The sequence below is a fragment of the Pseudomonas sp. G11 genome, from assembly GCF_029457515.1.
GTDB classification, from domain to species: domain Bacteria; phylum Pseudomonadota; class Gammaproteobacteria; order Pseudomonadales; family Pseudomonadaceae; genus Aquipseudomonas; species Aquipseudomonas gorinensis.
Genome location: NZ_CP120377.1, coordinates 4,392,308 through 4,409,639, shown reverse-complemented (window position 1 = coordinate 4,409,639; position 17,332 = coordinate 4,392,308). Strand labels below are relative to the sequence as shown.

At 60.7% G+C, this 17,332-nt stretch carries 16 protein-coding genes; 10 read left to right on the top strand and 6 right to left on the bottom strand.

The features are described from left to right. Positions 1-22: 22 nt before the first annotated feature. From hpaE to P2T68_RS20375, 3 genes are read right to left on the bottom strand one after another with little or no spacing between them, the layout of a single operon-like run. Positions 23-1,483: a 5-carboxymethyl-2-hydroxymuconate semialdehyde dehydrogenase gene (gene hpaE, locus P2T68_RS20385; protein ID WP_150056289.1), complete on the bottom strand. Its 1,461-nt coding sequence runs from the start codon at positions 1,481-1,483 to the stop codon at positions 23-25. Between the two features lie 5 nt (positions 1,484-1,488). Beyond that, a complete protein-coding gene (locus P2T68_RS20380; protein ID WP_150056290.1) occupies positions 1,489-2,259 on the bottom strand; it encodes a fumarylacetoacetate hydrolase family protein in 771 nt (256 codons plus the stop codon). Further along, a complete protein-coding gene (locus P2T68_RS20375) occupies positions 2,256-2,921 on the bottom strand; it encodes a fumarylacetoacetate hydrolase family protein (protein ID WP_069075941.1) in 666 nt (221 codons plus the stop codon). Before P2T68_RS20375 ends, P2T68_RS20380 begins: the two co-directional genes overlap by 4 nt. A gap of 193 nt (positions 2,922-3,114) precedes the next feature. Here P2T68_RS20375 and hpaA point away from each other — a divergent pair, with 193 nt between their 5' ends. Next, positions 3,115-4,005, top strand: coding sequence for a 4-hydroxyphenylacetate catabolism regulatory protein HpaA (gene hpaA, locus P2T68_RS20370; protein WP_024075630.1), 891 nt, complete (start codon positions 3,115-3,117; stop codon positions 4,003-4,005). Positions 4,006-4,116: 111 nt separating this feature from the next. Here the strand turns inward: hpaA and P2T68_RS20365 are convergent, their stop codons facing one another. Beyond that, on the bottom strand, positions 4,117-5,373 hold the full coding sequence (locus tag P2T68_RS20365; protein ID WP_024075629.1) for an OprD family porin: 1,257 nt from the start codon (positions 5,371-5,373) through the stop codon (positions 4,117-4,119). Positions 5,374-5,585: 212 nt separating this feature from the next. Here P2T68_RS20365 and hpaR point away from each other — a divergent pair, with 212 nt between their 5' ends. Continuing rightward, entirely contained in the window at positions 5,586-6,008 is a 423-nt protein-coding gene (gene hpaR, locus P2T68_RS20360) for a homoprotocatechuate degradation operon regulator HpaR (RefSeq protein ID WP_024075628.1), read from the top strand. 114 nt (positions 6,009-6,122) lie between these two features. Then, complete coding sequence (pqqA, locus tag P2T68_RS20355) at positions 6,123-6,194, top strand: pyrroloquinoline quinone precursor peptide PqqA (protein ID WP_081329280.1); 72 nt, start codon at positions 6,123-6,125, stop codon at positions 6,192-6,194. A gap of 56 nt (positions 6,195-6,250) precedes the next feature. On the opposite strand, the gene P2T68_RS20350 is transcribed toward pqqA, so the two are convergent. Next, entirely contained in the window at positions 6,251-6,994 is a 744-nt protein-coding gene (locus tag P2T68_RS20350) for a GntR family transcriptional regulator (RefSeq protein ID WP_102624524.1), read from the bottom strand. 136 nt (positions 6,995-7,130) lie between these two features. Here P2T68_RS20350 and P2T68_RS20345 point away from each other — a divergent pair, with 136 nt between their 5' ends. Genes P2T68_RS20345 through P2T68_RS20330 form a run of 4 tightly spaced genes read left to right on the top strand, consistent with a single transcriptional unit; the run spans position 7,131 to position 12,158 of the window. Beyond that, positions 7,131-7,973: an ABC transporter ATP-binding protein gene (locus P2T68_RS20345; protein ID WP_150054803.1), complete on the top strand. Its 843-nt coding sequence runs from the start codon at positions 7,131-7,133 to the stop codon at positions 7,971-7,973. Further along, a complete protein-coding gene (locus tag P2T68_RS20340; RefSeq protein ID WP_069075943.1) occupies positions 7,970-8,971 on the top strand; it encodes an ABC transporter substrate-binding protein in 1,002 nt (333 codons plus the stop codon). Before P2T68_RS20345 ends, P2T68_RS20340 begins: the two co-directional genes overlap by 4 nt. Before the next feature lie 13 nt (positions 8,972-8,984). After that, positions 8,985-9,734, top strand: coding sequence for an ABC transporter permease (locus tag P2T68_RS20335; protein WP_069075944.1), 750 nt, complete (start codon positions 8,985-8,987; stop codon positions 9,732-9,734). Positions 9,735-9,785: 51 nt separating this feature from the next. Beyond that, positions 9,786-12,158: a hypothetical protein gene (locus P2T68_RS20330; RefSeq protein WP_277378204.1), complete on the top strand. Its 2,373-nt coding sequence runs from the start codon at positions 9,786-9,788 to the stop codon at positions 12,156-12,158. A 135-nt stretch (positions 12,159-12,293) separates the two neighbouring features. On the opposite strand, the gene P2T68_RS20325 is transcribed toward P2T68_RS20330, so the two are convergent. Then, the gene (locus P2T68_RS20325; protein WP_024075622.1) at positions 12,294-13,184 is read right to left on the bottom strand and encodes a LysR family transcriptional regulator; all 891 of its coding nucleotides are present in this window, start codon (positions 13,182-13,184) and stop codon (positions 12,294-12,296) included. Positions 13,185-13,351: 167 nt separating this feature from the next. Here P2T68_RS20325 and P2T68_RS20320 point away from each other — a divergent pair, with 167 nt between their 5' ends. From P2T68_RS20320 to P2T68_RS20310, 3 genes are all read left to right on the top strand, one after another. Continuing rightward, entirely contained in the window at positions 13,352-14,434 is a 1,083-nt protein-coding gene (locus P2T68_RS20320) for a 4-oxalomesaconate tautomerase (protein WP_024075621.1), read from the top strand. A 43-nt stretch (positions 14,435-14,477) separates the two neighbouring features. Next, positions 14,478-15,803: a dicarboxylate/amino acid:cation symporter gene (locus tag P2T68_RS20315; RefSeq protein ID WP_069075946.1), complete on the top strand. Its 1,326-nt coding sequence runs from the start codon at positions 14,478-14,480 to the stop codon at positions 15,801-15,803. Between the two features lie 141 nt (positions 15,804-15,944). Further along, the gene (locus P2T68_RS20310) at positions 15,945-17,249 is read left to right on the top strand and encodes a citrate:proton symporter (protein ID WP_024075619.1); all 1,305 of its coding nucleotides are present in this window, start codon (positions 15,945-15,947) and stop codon (positions 17,247-17,249) included. The last annotated feature ends 83 nt before the right edge of the window (positions 17,250-17,332 follow it).

Genomic DNA, 17,332 nt, shown 5'->3' with positions numbered 1-17,332 from the left:
CGGAAGCGGTGTTGTATCCGGGTCACACACCCCAGCGTGGAATGTGATGACTGCCCATGGAAATGCACACGTTCTTGATCTCGGCGAACACTTCGAAGCTGTACTGGCCGCCTTCACGGCCGGTGCCGGAACCTTTTACCCCACCAAATGGCTGGCGCAAGTCCCGCACGTTCTGGCTGTTGATGAACACCATGCCGGCTTCGATGCCGTAGGCCAGACGATGCGCCTTGCCGATGTCCTGGGTCCAGATGTAGGACGCCAGGCCGTACTCGGTCTCGTTGGCCAGTTGCAAGGCTTCGGCTTCGTCCTTGAATGGGATCAGGCATACCACCGGGCCAAAGATCTCTTCCTGGGCGATGCGCATCTGGTTGTTCACATCGGCAAACACTGTCGGCTGGATGAACTGCCCGCGGCTCAAGTGCGCCGGCAGGTTGGCCGGACGCTCCAGGCCGCCGGCGAGGAGGGTGGCGCCTTCCTCGATCCCAATCTTGATGTAGCCGGTGACCTTGTCGTAGTGGGCCTGGGTGATCATCGAGCCGACCTGGGTTTTCGGGTCTTGCGGGTCGCCGACGATCAGGCGCTTGGCGCGTGCGGCAAACTCGGCGACGAACTGTGGATACACGCTCTCCTGAATGAAGATCCGGCTGCCGGCGGTGCAGCGTTCACCGTTGAGCGAGAAGATCGTGAACAGCGCGGCGTCGAGGGCGCGCTCCAGGTCGGCATCTTCGAAGATCAGCACCGGCGACTTGCCGCCCAGTTCCATCGAGTATTTTTTCAGGCCGGCGGTCTGCATGATTTTCTTGCCGGTGGCGGTGCCGCCGGTGAACGAAATCGCCCGCACGTCCGGGTGACGCACCAGCGCATCACCGGCGGTGGCGCCGTAGCCCTGGATCACGTTCAGCACCCCCTTGGGAATGCCGGCCTCGAGCGCCAGGCGCCCCAGTTCATTGGCCGTCAGCGGCGACAGCTCGGACATCTTCAGCACCGCGGTATTGCCCAGTGCCAGGCATGGCGCGGTCTTCCAGGTGGCCGTCATGAACGGCACATTCCAGGGCGATACCAGCGCGCAGACACCCACCGGCTGGTACAGGGTGTAGTTGAGCATCTGGTCGTCCACCGGGTAACTGTGGCCGTCCATGCGGGTGCAGACTTCGGCGAAGAAATCGAAGTTATGGGACGCCCGGGGAATCAACACATTCTTGGTCTGATGGATCGGCAGGCCGGTGTCGAGGGTTTCCAGCTCGGCCAGGTGCGGCACGTTCTGTTCGATCAGTTCACCAAGCTTGCGCATCAAGCGCGCACGTTCCTTGGCCGGTGTGCCTGCCCACTTCGGAAAGGCTTCCTTGGCCGCCGCGACCGCTTGCGCGACTTCCTCGGCGCCGCCGCTGGCGACTTCACCGATGGCTTCGCCGGTGGCCGGGTTGTAGTTGATGAAGGTGTCTTTGCTTTCGACCTCACGGCCGTTGATCCAGTGTTTGATCATATTGCTCAAGCCTCTTTACGGGCGGCGAAAAAGTCCGCCTCGCTGACAATTCGATTAACCAGGCGACCCACGCCTTCCACTTCCACGATCACTTCGTCCCCTGGCACCACATCGGCCAGGCCTTCGGGCGTACCGGTGGCGATCATGTCGCCGGGTTGCAGGGTCATGAAGCTGGACAGGTATTCGATCAAGTACGGGATGTCGAAAATCATGTCTTTCGTGCTGCCTTCCTGACGCAGTTCGCCGTTGATCCAGGTGCGCAGTTTCAGGTTGCTGGGGTCTGGCACGTCGGCGACATCGACGATCCACGGGCCCACCGGCGTGGTCGCATCGCGGTTCTTCACCCGCAGGTTGGGGCGGTAGTAGTTTTCCAGGTAGTCGCGGATCGCGTAGTCGTTGCACACCGTGTAGCCGGCCAGGTATTCCAGCGCGTCTGCGCGCTTGACGTTGCGCGCCGGCTTGCCGATCACCGCTACCAGCTCGCACTCGTAGTGCATGTAGGCGACGTTGTCCGGGCGCCAGGTCACCTGGTTGTGGCCGGTGTAGGTGCCGGGGGACTTGATGAAGGCCAGCGGTTCGGTCGGCGGCTTGAAGGCCAGTTCGGCGGCGTGGTCGGCGTAGTTCAGGCCGAGGGCGAACATGCTGCCGGTGGCCGGTGGCAGCCACTCGACCTGGTCTTCGGCGAGCAGGCGACCGTCTGCCAGGCGCACGGCGTTTTGGGCTTCGACCTGCACCTGGTGCGTGGCGCCTTCAAAGCGAATACGGGCATGTTTCATGACAGCTCCTCTGCCTTGATGTGGTTGACCAGCCGGCCCAGGCCGCTGATCTCGACTTCAACCGTGTCGCCGGGTTGCACATCCACGCGGCCTTCGGGCGTGCCGGTGATCAGCACATCGCCTTCATGCAGGGTCATGAACTCGCTGATTTCGGCGATCAGTTGGGGAATGTCGCGCACCCAATTGGCGGTAGAGTTCTGCTGGCGCAGTTCGCCGTTGACGAACAGTTTCAGGCTCAATTGGTTGGGATTGCCGATCTGGTCGCGGCCGACCAGTTCCGGGCCGAGCGCACAGAAGCCGTCGCGACATTTGGCCTTCACGGCCGGGCGGTAGTAGCTGTCTTCGGGCAGGCTGAACTCATTGACGATGGTGTAGCCGGCCACATGCGCCATGGCGTTCTCAACGCTGACGCGACTGGCGCTTTTACCGATCACCACGCCAAGCGCAGGGCCGGCCTGCAGGCGTTCACCGGTGGGATACACAACGCTGCCGTCATGGCCATTACGGGTGTTGGGCGTCTTGATGAACAGCACCGGCTTGACCGGTGGCTTCTGGTAAGGCGCTTGTTCGAATTCGGCGAGACGTTGGTTCAGCAACCCCTGGTAGTTCAGCGCAACGCCGAACAGGGTGCCGTTCGCAACATCGTGCAGGGCACGGCTCATGCTTTTCTCCTGGCAGTGACGGAGCGGATCAAGGCCGGCTCCTGGAATTATTGTTAACCTGTTAACGTTATAATTAATATGTTAACTATCGTCAAGCGTGGCAAACTCTTCCGAGCGTGGTGCAGGGCTAGAATCCGGCGCAGGATGAGCGTTTCAGGCCGGCTGAGCCCCCAATAAAAAAGAGAACGTCGCGATGATCGATCGTAAGCCGATCCCCAACATCAACATCGGCCAGGTGTACGACCAGCGCTACAGCGATGCCGAAGTGCATTACGACAAGCTGGGCAACCTGGCGGAGTTTTTCGGCCGCAACATGCCCGTGCATCGGCACGACCGTTTTTTCCAGGTGCATTACGTCAAGAGCGGCGCGGTGCGCGTTTACCTGGATGACCAGCAATACCTGGAGTCGGGGCCAATGTTTTTCCTGACACCACCGACGGTAGCCCACGCTTTTGTCACCGAAGCGGACGCTGACGGGCATGTGCTGACGGTGCGCCAGCAACTGGTCTGGGGCCTGGTCGATGCTGACCCGACGCTGGTGCCCGGTTCGCAATTGCCGGCGGCCTGCGTTGCGCTGGCCCAGTTCCCGCCTGAAGTCAGGCGGCTGGAGTTTCTGTTCGAGGAACTGAGCAATGAAATCAACATGGCCGGCGCCGGGCGCAGTGCGGCGTTGGACAGCTTGACCCGCTTGATCATGATCAGCCTGCTGCGGCTCTGCGCCAACTCGCTGCAAGCCCGGCCTGCGCGTCATGAAGACCTGCGGATCTTCCATCGCTTCAATGAGTTGATCGAGGACCATTACCTGCAACATTGGCCGCTGTCGCATTACGCTGACCGTATCGGCGTCACGGAGGCACGCCTCAATGACGTGTGTCGACGGATCGCCGATTTGCCGTCCAAGCGCTTGATCCTGGAGCGGGTGATGCAGGAGGCCAAGCGGCTCCTGCTGTTCACGGGCAGTTCCGCCAGCGAAATCTGCTACCAACTGGGCTTCAAGGACCCAGCCTATTTCAGCCGGTTCTTTCAGCGTTACGCGCAGATGACGCCGGGGGAATATCGCCAGCGGCAATCGGGTTTGCGGTGAGGCCGTCATCGTGACTTCTCCCAGGGCGTCATTGCACTCATGATCATTGCAGCGCTGTCGCCGAAAAATGGCTTTTACGGCGAACGGCTTGCACATTTCACAGCCCTGGGATCACCACAGCGCCACGCTGTAGCCGACGATGATGCGGCTTTCGTCGATGTCGCTGGTCAAGCCATTGCTCGATCGCAGGGTGGCATTGCGCAGCCGCACGTTGACGTTCTTCAACGGCCCGCTTTGTACGGTGTAGACCAGGTCGGTGTCGCGCTCCCATTCGCGGCCATTGCGCACGGTGGCGGTTTGCGCATGCGAGCCGTCGACATAGCGCGTCATGAAGGTCAGCCCAGGCACGCCGAGGGCGGCGAAGTTGTAGTCGTATCGCGCCTGCCAGGCATCGGTGTTGGCCTTGGTGAAGATGTTGATGGTCACCAGGTTGACCGAATAGGGGTCTTGGCCCGGGAAGGCAAAGTCGCCGTCACCGGACAGGTTCTGATAGCCCAGGCCGAATTTGTGGGCCCCCACCGACAGGCTGAACATGCCGTTGAAAAAGCGGTTGTCGATTCGCCCGCCATCGACCCTGGAAGGGCTGCGCAGCCGTGCGCTGCCTTGTTCACGGGTGTCGAAATAACGCAGGTCGCTGCGCAGGCTCACGCCTTCGGCCAGCGGCAGGTCATGCACCAGGCCGATAAAATTCTGCCGGTAAATGTCCTGCATTTGCGCGTAGTAGTAGGTCGCCGCCAGATGAGGGTTGATGGCGTAGGTGCCACCGGCCAGGTCCAGGTGGCTGCTGGTGACGCCGCCGTAACTCATCGATTCATTGTTGGAGGAGTCGCGCAGGTTCTGTTTCTCCAGGCGGCCGACGTTGAGGGTCAGGCCGTCGATCTCCTGGGAGGTCACCAGCTCACCGTTATAGGTCGACGGTAGCAAGCGGGTGTCGTTGTAGGCGGCCACCGGCAACAACGGTTGCAGGGTGCCGAGCTTAAGGACGGTTTTGGAGACGCGTAGTTTGCCGGTCAGGCCGAGTTCGCTGTAGCTGTCGGCCGGCTCGCCGCTGGCACCCGCCGGCAGCAGGCCGGTACCTCGACGGTCACGGCTGGAGTCGAGTTTGAGCCCAAGCTCACCCAAGGCATCCACGCCAAAACCGACCACGCCCTGGGTGTAGCCTGACTCCAGGCGCAACACAAAGCCCTGTGCCCATTCTTGCGCCTGGTTCTGCGGCGCGTTGCTCTGGCGAAAGTCGCGGTTCATATAGAAGTTGCGCAGGTCCAGGTTGGCCTTGCTGTCCTGGATAAAGTCGGCGTGGGCAACCAGAGGGGTAAACGCGGCGCACAGGCCAGCGCTTGCCGCCGTGCGTAAGAAGCACGAATGCATGAGGGACGTTCCTTTTGTTGTTTTTGTGGGTATGGCCCCTGTCAGCTCAGGGCTGGCATATTGTTAACATGTTATCGTTGTGCGCGGTAGGTGGTTTTGCAATATTTTGAAAAAAATGTTTCTAGGTTAACGTTTTTTCGGGGCGGCCTTATTGCATGGGCGTAGCGCCGACTCTAAGCTTCGACGCTTCGACCTCAACTGTGCGTGGAACCATGTCAACCCCTAGACCGTCCCTTACGCTGACTTTGCTCCAGGCCCGCGAGGCGACCATGGCGTTCTTTCGGCCGTTGCTCAATGAACATGACCTGACCGAACAGCAGTGGCGAGTCATTCGGATCCTGCGCCAGCAGGGCGAGTTGGAGAGCCATCAACTGGCGCACCTGGCGTGCATCCTCAAACCCAGTCTGACCGGCGTGCTGAGCCGTCTGGAGCGGGACGGTATCGTCCGGCGCAGGAAGTCATCCGAAGATCAGCGCCGCGTGTTCATCGCCCTCACTGAACAGGGGCAGCAGTGCTTCGTCGACATGAGCGCAGGGATGGAAAGCAACTACCTGAAGATTCAGGAGCAGTTTGGTGAAGAGTCGTTGGCGCAATTGCTCGAGCTGCTTAACAAGCTCAAGAGCCTGAAGCCTTAGTGGTCTTGCCTGGCAGGCAATGACAAGAAGGTTTGTCACGTCCAGTCAAGTGCCGCGCTCTGGCCTGGCCTCTAATAAGCTGACTTACCGCCCCCCCCATAAGAGGACATGATCATGTGGACCAAACCCGCCTATACCGATATGCGCATTGGCTTTGAAGTGACGATGTACTTCGCCACTCGATGAGCCCCCCGATACGCCTGGAAACGGCGCGCCAGCCCTAGGTGTGCGCTGTACATCGACTATTTCGCCGGGCTGGACTTGAACACGCCGCTGAGGACAAAGGCGTAGCGTTCCGGACGGATAAAGAACGTGGTGCGGTCGCAGCAGCGGCCGTCGGCAAAGTACGAGGTGCGCTCCATCACCAGCAGCGCCGCGCCGCGTTTGACGTGCAAGGTGCTGGCCAGGCTTGCATCGGCGGCTTGCGCACGAATGGCCAGGTCGGCACGGGTGACGGCCTGGCCGGTGATCGATTCCAGGATCGAATAGATCGGTTGATGCTCAACGTCGGCCCAGACCACACTGGCCAACTCGGCCGGCAGGTGGCTGCGGCCCAGGGCGATGGGTTCGTCATCCACGAAATGCAGGCGCTCCAACAGCAGGCAATCGTGCGCGGCTTCAAACAATCCCTTCAAGGCTTCCGGAACAGGCTGCAGCGTGTGGCTGATCACCTGCATGCTCGGTTTGAGTCCTTGCAATAACAAGGCTTCATGGAAACTGCGCAACGCATCCAGGCCATGTCGAACCTGTTTCGCCGCGACGAACGTGCCTTTGCCTTGCTTGCGCTCTACCACGCCGTCGTCGCTGAGCTTGCCCACCGCCAGGCGCACCGTGACGCGGCTGACCCCAAAGCGTTCGCCCAGTTCGGCTTCTGAAGGCAGTTTGCCGGAGGGTTCGAAATCACCGCGCTGAATCTCCTCCAGCAAACGATGGGCGATCTGTTCGTAGAGCGAGGTGGTGCTGTCGCGAAGAATGGACGTAGACACGGTCGGCTTCCAGGGGCCTCGGAGTGGGGCGGTGCGCCTTCACTTCTAAGGTTATAAAAATAGGTTATTGGGACAACTTGTATTAATACGTATTATGTCAGGCATTCCCATTGTAAACGACCTGACGATACTTGCCATGCCCGACTCCTTGCCTTACGCACCGCTGCAAGCCGACGCCCTGACGGTCGATGCCATCAGTTTCAGCTACCCCAACGGGCATCGGGTGTTCAACGCTTTCAGCCTGAACGCCAAGCCGGGCGAATTCGTCGCGATCCTCGGGCCGTCCGGCTGCGGGAAAACCACGTTGTTGAATCTGTTGTCGGGTTTTCAACAACCCCAGAGCGGCCAGATCAGCATCAACCAGACCGCCGTGCGGCCGGAGCGCTCGGAGTTGGGCTATGTGTTTCAGGCACCGCAGTTGTTTCCCTGGCTGAGCGCGCTGGAAAACGTGCGTTTCGGCCTGCGGATGACGGCACAGCTCAACGAGGATCAACAGCGCGCGCAGGCGTTGCAGTACTTGCGTCTGGTCGGTCTGGAAAGCGCGGCGCAACGCTTGCCCCATCAACTGTCGGGGGGCATGCAGCAGCGCGTCTCCCTGGCCAGGACCTTGGCGTTGGAGCCCAGTGTATTGCTGATGGACGAACCCTTCGCCGCGCTGGATGCGATCAGCCGCAACAGCATGAATGAAGAGACGCTGCGGATCTGGGCCGAACTGGGCCAGACGGTGCTGTTCATCACCCACGACATCGACGAGGCGGTGTTCCTGGCCGACCGGGTCATCGTGCTCAACATCGCCCCGGGCGGCATCCACAGCGAATTGGACATTCATCTGCCACGTCCGCGTTCCAACCTGAAAACCCGTCGCCTGCCGGCCTTTCTTGATTACCGCAATGAGCTGATGGAGCGCATTTCCCACGTCATGGAAGCGGCCGACGCCATCGCTGATCCCACCCCCCGTCAACCTGAGTTAACCGCATGATCAAACGTTCGCTGCTTGCTCTTTCCTTGTCTGTTGCCGCCTTGGCAAGCAGCACATTTGCCGTGGCTGCCGAAGAGAAACCCCTGCGCGTGGGGTATGTGTTCGCCATGGCCAACGCCCCGGCGCTGATCGCCGACAAGCAGGGTTACTACCGCGAGGAAGGCTTGAATGTCGACCTCAAGGCCCTGGGCGATGGCCCCGTGATCCAGCAGGCGTTGGCGGCCGGTGAATTGGACGTGGCCTATGTCGGCACACCGCCGGTGTACCAATGGTTTTCCCGCGGCCTGCAAAGCCGGATCCTGGCCAAGGTCAACTACGGGCAAGCCGCGGTCATTGTCGACGCCAAGAGCCCGATCAACAGCCTGGAGCAGCTCAAGGGAAAAAAACTCGCCGGGGTCAAGAAGGGCAGTGGCATGGACGTGCTGTTGCGCGGCTATGTGCTGAAAGAAAAAGCCGGGCTCAACCCGGACAAGGACCTGGACATCATCGACATGCCACCGGGCAACATGAACGCGGCGCTGGAGCGCGGGATTGTCGATGCGGCGTTTTCCTGGGAACCCTTTGTCAGCCAATCGTTGCTGCGCGGGTCGAGCCGGATTCTGCTCGACGTCAACCAGGCGCTGCCGAATTACCCGTGGTACGTGGTGATCGCGCTGCCGAAAACCTTGCAGGAACGTCCAGACGATGTGGTCAAGTTGCTGCGCGCGCACCGCAAGGCCATCGCGTTCCTCAATGAGCATCCTGACGAGTCGAACCGGATCATCGCCGAGGCGTTCAAGCTTGAAGCGGTACAAGGGCCCGACGGCCAGACCATTGCCCCGCAGGCCATCGTCGCCCAGGCACGGACGCGATTGGGCTGGTCGGCGGACTTGCAGGCTGCGGACATCCAATTCATCCAGCGGCTGATGAATTACTCCCACGCGCTGGGCTTTATCGACACCACGCTCAAGACCGAGCAGATCGTGGATACCTCCTACCTGGAAAAAGCCTCGCGCTGAGTCTGAGCCTGTCATGTCCTTGCCAAAACCGAATTGGGGATGGGCTTCGCTGCCATTCCTGCTGTTGATCTGGATGGCCCTGGCCAGCCGCTTTCCCACCTACATCCTGCCGCAGCCCTGGGATGTGGCGCGCGAAGCCGTGCGCTGGCTCAGCGACGCTTCGCTGTGGCAGCACCTCAGGGCGAGTGTCCTGGAAGAAGTCGGCGGCTTCTGCGCCGCAGTGCTCGTGGCGATTGGGTTGGGCACCGCCGGTGGCCTGTCTTCGCGCTTTCGCGATTTCATCTCGCCGCTCAACAGCCTGTTCATGGCGATCCCACCCATCGCCTGGGCGCCGCTGATCATGATCATTTTCGGCCTGGGCTATGTCTCGATTGTGCTGGTGATTTTCATCGCAGCGGTGTTCCCCATGGCGGTCACGATCCAAGAGGGCGTACAGAGCATTCGCGGTGGCGAAGTCCGCGCCGCACGCACCTTGGGCGCCAATGCCGGGCAACTGCTGGCCCACGTTTATCTACCTGCTTCATTGCCGTTCGTGACCGCAGCCTTGCGCATCGGCTTCAGCCAGGGGTGGCGGGCATTGGTTGCGGCGGAAATGATCGGCGCTTCCCAAGGCATTGGCTGGATGGTCTCTACGGGCGGGCAGATCGGCAACAGCAGCCAGGTGCTGCTGGGCATCGTGCTGATCGGCCTGATTGCCTGGCTGATGGAGAGTTTTGTGTTCCGGCGCATCGAGCGTCACTACCAGAAATGGCGTGTGCAGTGAGCATCGCCATGTGTCTTCAAACCTTCAGTGGACCACTGCACGAGGTGTCATGTGAGTAACGTTTTCGATCCCCGCGAAGCCGGGCACTACATTGCCCCGCAAGGCCTCTACGAACGCAACAAGAAACGCCCGTTCCTGGGCAGCATCCACTGTGATCGCGACACGCTGGTCGCTGGCCAATGGGATGAAATCACCCTGGTCTACGAGGTGGGAGGCAGCGGCCTGGCCGACGGCGCGTGGTTGAAACTGGCCTTCAAGTTCTACTCCGACTGGGCGCTGTTCCAGACCTCGAATCCGGCCGGGCCCAACTACGTCAGCGCCGAGTATCAGGCGGGCGAGTTGGTCCCCGGCCAGAGCCAGGCCACGGTGCAGCATTTGAAAGTGCGCTTCGACCAGAAGGGGCATGAGCGGCCGTTCCAGAAAGCGATCATCATCGACATCATCGACGGCTACCTGAACCCCGGTGACAAAATCACCATTCGCCTGGGCGACCGTCGCCAGGGCGGGGCGGGCACGCGGGTGCAGAGTTTCGTCGAGAAAGACTTCCGTTTCCGGCTGTTTATCGACCCGTTGGGCAGCTCGAAGTTTGCCGAGGTGCCAGGCGATCCGTTGCTGAACATCGTGCCGGGGCCAGCGCAGAGCGTGCAGTTGATCGTGCCGCGGCTGGTCAGCGCTGGCGAGGCGTTCGACGTGCTGCTGCGGGTCGATGATGCCTGGGGCAACACGTGCCGCAACCTGCCGCTCAAGGGTGTGCTGACCCTGCTCGACCCTGAAGGCGGCGAGCGCCAACAAGCGTTTACCCTGGCCAATGAAGGGTGGGCGACGGCGCGGCTCGAGGGGTTTGACCTCGGGGCGGTGGGCGAGTGGCGATTGTCCGCCGAGCTGGAAACGCCTGGCGTGCGCGGCGCCCAGGCTTTCGTCAGCGTCGACCCGGCCGGCAGCGCATTGCGTCCGCTGTACGCCGACCTGCATGTGCACTCCGATGACACTGTGGGCACCAACGACACGCTGTATAACCTCAGCTACGGTCGCGATGTCGCCGGCCTCGATGTACTCGGCTATACCGCCAACGACTTCAATATCACCGAGCAACGCTGGGATCAGGCGGTGAAGCTGATTCATGAACTCAACGAGCCCGGCCGTTTCGTCTGCTACCCCGGCACCGAGTGGTGCGGCAACTCCTGTGCGGGCGGCGACCGCAATGTCGTATTCCTGCATGATCGCAAGTCCGAGTTTCCGTTCGACAACCAAGGGCGGTTGGTGCGCTCCTTTGAATGGAACGAGTTCACTGCCGGTACCATCAAGCCGGGCGCCTGGCCGGTGGATGAGTTATACGCGGCCTATGCGAAAGACCCGGAAGGTCACCTGATGATGCCCCATGTCGGCGGGCGCCGCTGCAACCTCGACTGGCACCACCCGGAGCTGGAGCGCTTGATCGAAGTCGGCTCGGCCTGGGGCCAGTTCCATTGGGTCTACTCCGAAGCCCTGCAGCGCGGCTATCGGGTCGGCGCCGCGGCGAACAGTGATGAGCATCAGGGCCGTTGCGGCGGCGGTGTACCGGCCACGGCGGTGTTCGGTTCGCGCGGCGGGCTGACCGGCGTAGTCGCCGACGGCTTCGACCGCGCGAGTGTCGGCAAGGCGCTGCGTGCCCGGCGCACGTTTGCCACCACCGGCGAGCGTTCGTTTGCCAGCCTGCGTCAGGGCCGGCACTTCATGGGCGAGGTGTTCACGGCGGATTCGAACGCAACGTTGGACTATCGATTGCTGGGCGAGGCGGGCTGGGAGCAGGTGGATTTGTTCGATGGCGATCAACGGATCTGGTCGCGCAACCTGCATCAGGAGCTGGGCTTTTCCACCCAACGTATTCGCCTGCGCCTGGGCGGCGCGCGGATCAAGGATCGTTATCGCGGTGCCTATTGGACCGGCGAGGTTCGGGTAACCGGGGCGGTGATCAACGGCTTTCGCGCCTTGGGCCTGGATCATCCGGAGCAAACCGTGTGGCGCAAGGACGCCACGACCCTGGCCTTTCGCACCGACACCAACGGCGACACCGACAGTATCGAAATCGACCTGTCGCAGTTGGTCGGCGCGAGGTTGCAGGTGCGTAGCCGCATCGACAACTACATCAAGGTCGGCGATCCGTCTGAACCGCAACCCTACGTGCATGCGCCGACGGTGCTGATGGAGCTGTCCGGCGAAGAACTGCTGGCGCAGTCCCAGGTGATCGAAGAGTTGCCGGGCGCCGAATTGAAAGTCTCACTTGAACGAACCACCGCTGCGCCGCTGCCGCGCGAGCTGCAAGGCACGATCGAGCTGGCCCGACTCAACCTGCAAGCGGGCCGTGAGCATCCGTTGTTCATCTGTGCGCGCCAGCGCGATCAGTCCCGGGTCTGGACCTCGGCGCTGTTCCTGACACTGACTTGAGGCCGTCGCGTTCAGACCGTACGTCAGCACGTTTGATGACTGGACAGGGAAGTCCGCTACGTCAGTTGGCCGGCATTCGCGGACCGAGCGCCCTCTCATGAGGGCCATGCCCAGTGAAGGGTAAACGGGACGAACTCACTTCTCCCATTGTTCAAGCAGAATCGAAACAAACTTCTCTGCGGCTGGAGATAACGAAGCGCCGCGTCGGTAAACCAGCCCCAGTGAGCGGTTCACCACGGGCTCTACCAACGGGATGCTGACCAACGTTGGGTGATCCACGGCCGGCATCGCCAGGCTGGGGACGGCTGATACCCCGAGGCCCGCTTCCACCAGGCCTAGGGACGTCGAAAGATGCTGCACCTCATAGAACCACTGCGGGCGCCAACTCAACCCCGACAAGGCATGATCGAGCAACATCCGGTTGCCGCTCAGGCGTCCGACACCGATCAGACGATAATTGCTGAGTTCCGACCAGGTCACCGCACTGCGTTCGGCCAATTCATGATCGCGTCGACACGCTAAGACAAAAGGCTCGTCGACCAAGGGGACGAACTCTATGTCGGGGTGCTGGCCGCTCATCATGTTGATGCCGAAGTCGGCTTCGCCGCGCAGTACCGCCTCCAGCCCTTCGTTCGCGCTCAGATCAAGCAGGCGGATCCGGATCTGTGGATAGCGCTCGTTGTAGAGGCGTATGACCGAAGGCAGGAAATAAAAGGCTGCGGTGGGGATACAGGCCAGGGTCACGCGCCCGCTTTGGCGTTCGGCCAACTCGCGGATATTGAGTATGGAGTCGTCGAAGTCGTCCAGCAGGCGGCGAGCCTTGGGTAGAAAGTCCCGCCCCACGCTGGTGAGGCTCACTCTTCTTGTGGTGCGGTCGAGTAGGGCTGTACCCAAGCCTTCCTCAAGTTTTTTCATGCGTCTGCTCAGCGCGGGCTGGGACAGGTGCAAGGCTTCAGCCGCTTCGTGGAAGCTGCCGAGTTCTGCGATTTTCACGAAAGATCGGATGTCGTTTAGCTCATATTGCATTTTTTATACCTCAACCAGAGGGGGCGGCGGCGCTCGCTCATCCTAATTTTATCATTCGCCAAACGCAATAATCCGGCCGATTTTTGCATTGGAAACATTTTTCAAAGCCTGCGACTCTTGCTTCAAGAGCATTAATCACCCCGATTGATCAATAAGAGTTAGTTTTCATGCAACGAATTCCTTGTGTGCTTATGCGCGGTGGTACGTCCAAGGGGCCGGTATTTCTCGCCTGGGACCTCCCTGATTCGATCGAGCAGCGTGATGAGCTGTTGCTCAACCTGATGGGCTCTGGCCACGAGCTGGAGATTGACGGGATCGGCGGTGGCAGCCCCCAGACAAGCAAGGTCGCGATCGTCAGCCCATCCCTGCACCCGGATGCCGATGTCGACTATTTGTTCGTTCAGGTTATGGTGTCCCAGCGTCGAGTCGATACAGCGCCCAATTGCGGCAATATGCTGTGCGCCGTAGGCCCGTTTGCCGTTGAGCAAGGGCTGGTCAAGGCCTCTAAAGGCCGCACGCTCGTGCGTATTCGCAACCTCAACACCGGGACGTTCGTGAACGCCGAGGTCTACACCCCCGAAGGAACCGTCAGCTATGAGGGCGACACCGCCATTGACGGCGTACCGGGGACTGCCGCTCCGGTGCAACTGACCTTCCTCGATGCCGCGGGCAGCAAAACCGGCAAGCTTTTCCCGACGGGGCAGACACAGGACGTGATTGACGGCATCCCGATGACGTGCATCGACATGGCCATGCCAATGATGATCATCGAGGCGGGCCAATTGGGTAAGCGCGGTGATGAAAGCCCGGCTGAACTGGATGCCGACAAGGCGTTCCTGGGGCGTCTGGAGTCCCTGCGACTGCAGGCCGGCCTGGCAATGGGCCTTGGCGATGTGAGTGACAAAGTGATTCCCAAGCCTGTCCTGGTGTCTACGGCCAAGGCGGGCGGAACCATTCAGGTGCGTTATTTCATGCCGCATAATTGCCACCGCGCACTGGCGATTACAGGCTCCATTGGCCTGGCGACCGCATGTGTGACCGACGGCAGTGTGATTGCGCAATTGCTGGGCGGGGTGAGTGAGCCGCGCTTGAAACACGTGCGGATTGAACATCCAAGTGGTGGAATAGACGTTGTTTTGTCCTACACCGGTGCTCAGGGTGAGACAATTCGTGCCTCGGTCGTGCGTACGTCGCGCAGGCTGTTCTCCGGTTATGTATACGCTGCGGCTTCCCGACGACTCGCCGGGTAACTCCCCCTAGTCGTACCGTTTCTGCATCAGAACAATTCTAAAAATGGGTGATGCCATGAAGTTTGTAAAATCGCTCTACGTCCAGATTCTCTTCGCCGTTGTGTTGGGCGTGCTGGTCGGGCATTTTTGGTCGCAACAGGCTGTTGCCTTGAAGCCGCTGGGTGATGCCTTTATCAAGCTGATCAAGATGATGATCGCGCCAGTGGTGTTCTGCACGATCGTCACCGGTATCGCCGGCATGAGCGACAAACGCTCCCTCGGGCGTTTGTTGAGCAAGACCCTGCTGCTGTTCCTGGGCCTGACCGTGATCAGCCTGATCATCGGCCTGGTGTCGGTCTACCTGTTCAAGCCCGGCGTGGGCATGAACATCGACCCTGCGCAATTAAGTACCAAGGGGCTGTCGCAGTACACCGAGTCCGCGGCGAAGCTGGGCGTGGTCGAGTTTTTCATGCACATCATCCCGGAGACGTTCATCGGCGCTTTCAACAAGGGTGAAGTGCTGCCGGTGCTGTTCATTGCGGTGCTGTGCGGTTTTGCGCTTTCGTCGATTGGCGAGCGTGGCAAGCCGGTATTGGATGTACTGGAATCGGCTTCACACATGGTGTTCAAGATCTTCTCCTACCTGATGCGCTTCGCTCCCATCGGCGCCTTTGGTGCCCTGGCGTTCACGGTAGGGCAGTACGGCATCACCTCGCTGGGCTCGTTGGCCAAGCTGATCATGACGTTGTATATCGCCTGTGCGTTCTTTGTCTTTGTGGTGCTGGGCAGTATCTGCCGCGCCCATGGCTTCAGCCTTTGGAAGTTGCTGCGCTACTTGCGCGAAGAGTTCCTGGTGGTGCTCGGGACGTCTTCTACCGAGCCGGTGATGCCGCGGATGCTGGAAAAGCTCCAGGCCCTGGGTTGCAAGAAAAGCGTGGTGGGGCTGGTGTTGCCCACGGGCTACTCGTTCAACCTCGACGGCACGGCGATCTACCTCTCGCTGGCCGCCGTGTTCATTGCCCAGGCCTGCAACATCGACCTGAGCCTGACACAGATCGTGACCATGCTGGCAATCATGCTGTTGTCCTCGAAGGGCGCGGCGGGTGTCACCGGCTCGGGTTTTGTCGCACTGGCGTCGACCCTGACGGTGATCCATGACATTCCCTTGGCCGGCCTTGCCTTGCTGATCGGTATCGACCGCTTCATGTCGGAAGCCCGGGCGTTGACCAGCCTGGCCAGCAACGCGGTGGCGACCGTGGTGATATCGCTCTCGGAGAATGCCTGTGACCGCGAAGTCTTGATGCGGACCTTGGAAGGCAAGCCTTCGCCTGACGTGCCCCCGGTCCTGACGCCACACTGGGATGATGTGAAGGTCACCAAACACGTCTGACCGGTCACGGCTCAGGCCTGCCCCCCCAATTAAATCAATGAATACCCCCCGCCAGGCACCGTTGGTCGTGCCATCTGGCGGGAACGGGGTCGCGCGCCTGTGCGTCGGCCACGCTACTCATAAGAACAAGAGAACTTACCTATGCTCGCATTGCTTGGCTTGGCCATGGTGGTGGTCTTCACCTTCCTGATAATGACCAAACGCTTGTCGCCGATTGTCGCCCTGACGGTGGTGCCTATCGTGTTCGCCGTCATCGGTGGGTTCGGTGGCACAACCGGCAAGATGATGCTCGATGGCTTGAAAATGGTCGCGCCTTCAGCGGCGCTGTTGCTGTTCGCGATCCTGTTTTTCGGCTTGATGATTGACGCCGGTTTGTTTGACCCGCTGATTCGCAAGATCCTCAAGCGCGTCAACGGCGACCCGATGAAAATCGCTGTCGGCACCGCGTTGCTCTCGCTGGTGGTGGCATTGGACGGCGACGGCACTACCACCTACATGATTACCTGTGCGGCCATGCTGCCGCTGTATAAACGTATCGGCATGAACCCGATGATTCTGGCCACCATTGCCATGCTTTCCCTGAGCATCATGAGCGGCATGACCCCTTGGGGAGGCCCCGCCACCCGAGCGATCGCAGCGTTGGGCCTGGACGCCGGTGCTTACTTCGTGCCCTTGCTGCCGACCATGATTGGCGGCGCGATGTGGGTGGTGTTCACCGCATTCCTGCTGGGGCGTGCCGAGCGCAAGCGCATCGGTAACGTGCAATTGCAAAGCGGCGGCGGTAACTGCTACATCGAAGCGATCCTCGAGGACACGCCGTACAAACGCCCGAAACTGGCCTACATCAACCTGTTGCTGGTGATCGCGGTGATGGTTGCCCTGGTCATGGGGATCATGCATTCGGCGATCCTGTTCCTGATCGGGTTCGTGCTGGCATTGATGATCAACTATCCGCAACTGGACATTCAGAAGGAACGCATCCTGGCCCATTCGGGCAACGCCATGACCGTCGTGCTGCTGGTGTTCGCCGCGGGTATTTTCGCCGGGATTTTCTCCGGTACCAAAATGGTCGATGCCCTTGCGCAAACCCTGGTTGACTGGATCCCACCCTCCTGGGGGCATCTGTTTCCGCTGGTGGTGGCAGTTACCAGCATGCCGCTGACATTCGTGCTGTCCAACGATGCTTATTACTTCGGGGTCGTGCCGATCCTGGCTAACGCTGCTGCCGCCTATGGCATCGATCCGGTGGAGATCGCCCGCGCGTCGATTCTGGGTCAACCGGTCCACCTGATGAGCCCGTTGGTCGCTTCAACCTTGTTGTTGGTCGGCATGGTCGATCGCGATATCGGCGACTTCCAGAAAGCCACCGTCAAATGGGCTGTCCTCACCTCCTTGGTCATCACGGCGCTGGCGCTGTTGACCGGAGCGATCAGCCTCTTCACCTGATTCAACCAGGTCACTGGGTTCTTCTTCTGACGCGCCTCACCCGCGAGGCGCGCGACTTCCTGCACTTCAAATAACAACAATGA

Bases quoted from the DNA above. Each gene is read 5' to 3' on its own strand.
- hpaE (WP_150056289.1), bottom strand. From the start codon at position 1,483: ATGATCAAACACTGGATCAACGGCCGTGAGGTCGAAAGCAAAGACACC.
- P2T68_RS20380 (WP_150056290.1), bottom strand. From the start codon at position 2,259: ATGAAACATGCCCGTATTCGCTTTGAAGGCGCCACGCACCAGGTGCAG.
- P2T68_RS20375 (WP_069075941.1), bottom strand. From the start codon at position 2,921: ATGAGCCGTGCCCTGCACGATGTTGCGAACGGCACCCTGTTCGGCGTT.
- hpaA (WP_024075630.1), top strand. From the start codon at position 3,115: ATGATCGATCGTAAGCCGATCCCCAACATCAACATCGGCCAGGTGTAC.
- P2T68_RS20365 (WP_024075629.1), bottom strand. From the start codon at position 5,373: ATGCATTCGTGCTTCTTACGCACGGCGGCAAGCGCTGGCCTGTGCGCC.
- hpaR (WP_024075628.1), top strand. From the start codon at position 5,586: ATGTCAACCCCTAGACCGTCCCTTACGCTGACTTTGCTCCAGGCCCGC.
- P2T68_RS20345 (WP_150054803.1), top strand. From the start codon at position 7,131: ATGCCCGACTCCTTGCCTTACGCACCGCTGCAAGCCGACGCCCTGACG.
- P2T68_RS20340 (WP_069075943.1), top strand. From the start codon at position 7,970: ATGATCAAACGTTCGCTGCTTGCTCTTTCCTTGTCTGTTGCCGCCTTG.
- P2T68_RS20335 (WP_069075944.1), top strand. From the start codon at position 8,985: ATGTCCTTGCCAAAACCGAATTGGGGATGGGCTTCGCTGCCATTCCTG.
- P2T68_RS20325 (WP_024075622.1), bottom strand. From the start codon at position 13,184: ATGCAATATGAGCTAAACGACATCCGATCTTTCGTGAAAATCGCAGAA.
- P2T68_RS20320 (WP_024075621.1), top strand. From the start codon at position 13,352: ATGCAACGAATTCCTTGTGTGCTTATGCGCGGTGGTACGTCCAAGGGG.
- P2T68_RS20315 (WP_069075946.1), top strand. From the start codon at position 14,478: ATGGGTGATGCCATGAAGTTTGTAAAATCGCTCTACGTCCAGATTCTC.
- P2T68_RS20310 (WP_024075619.1), top strand. From the start codon at position 15,945: ATGCTCGCATTGCTTGGCTTGGCCATGGTGGTGGTCTTCACCTTCCTG.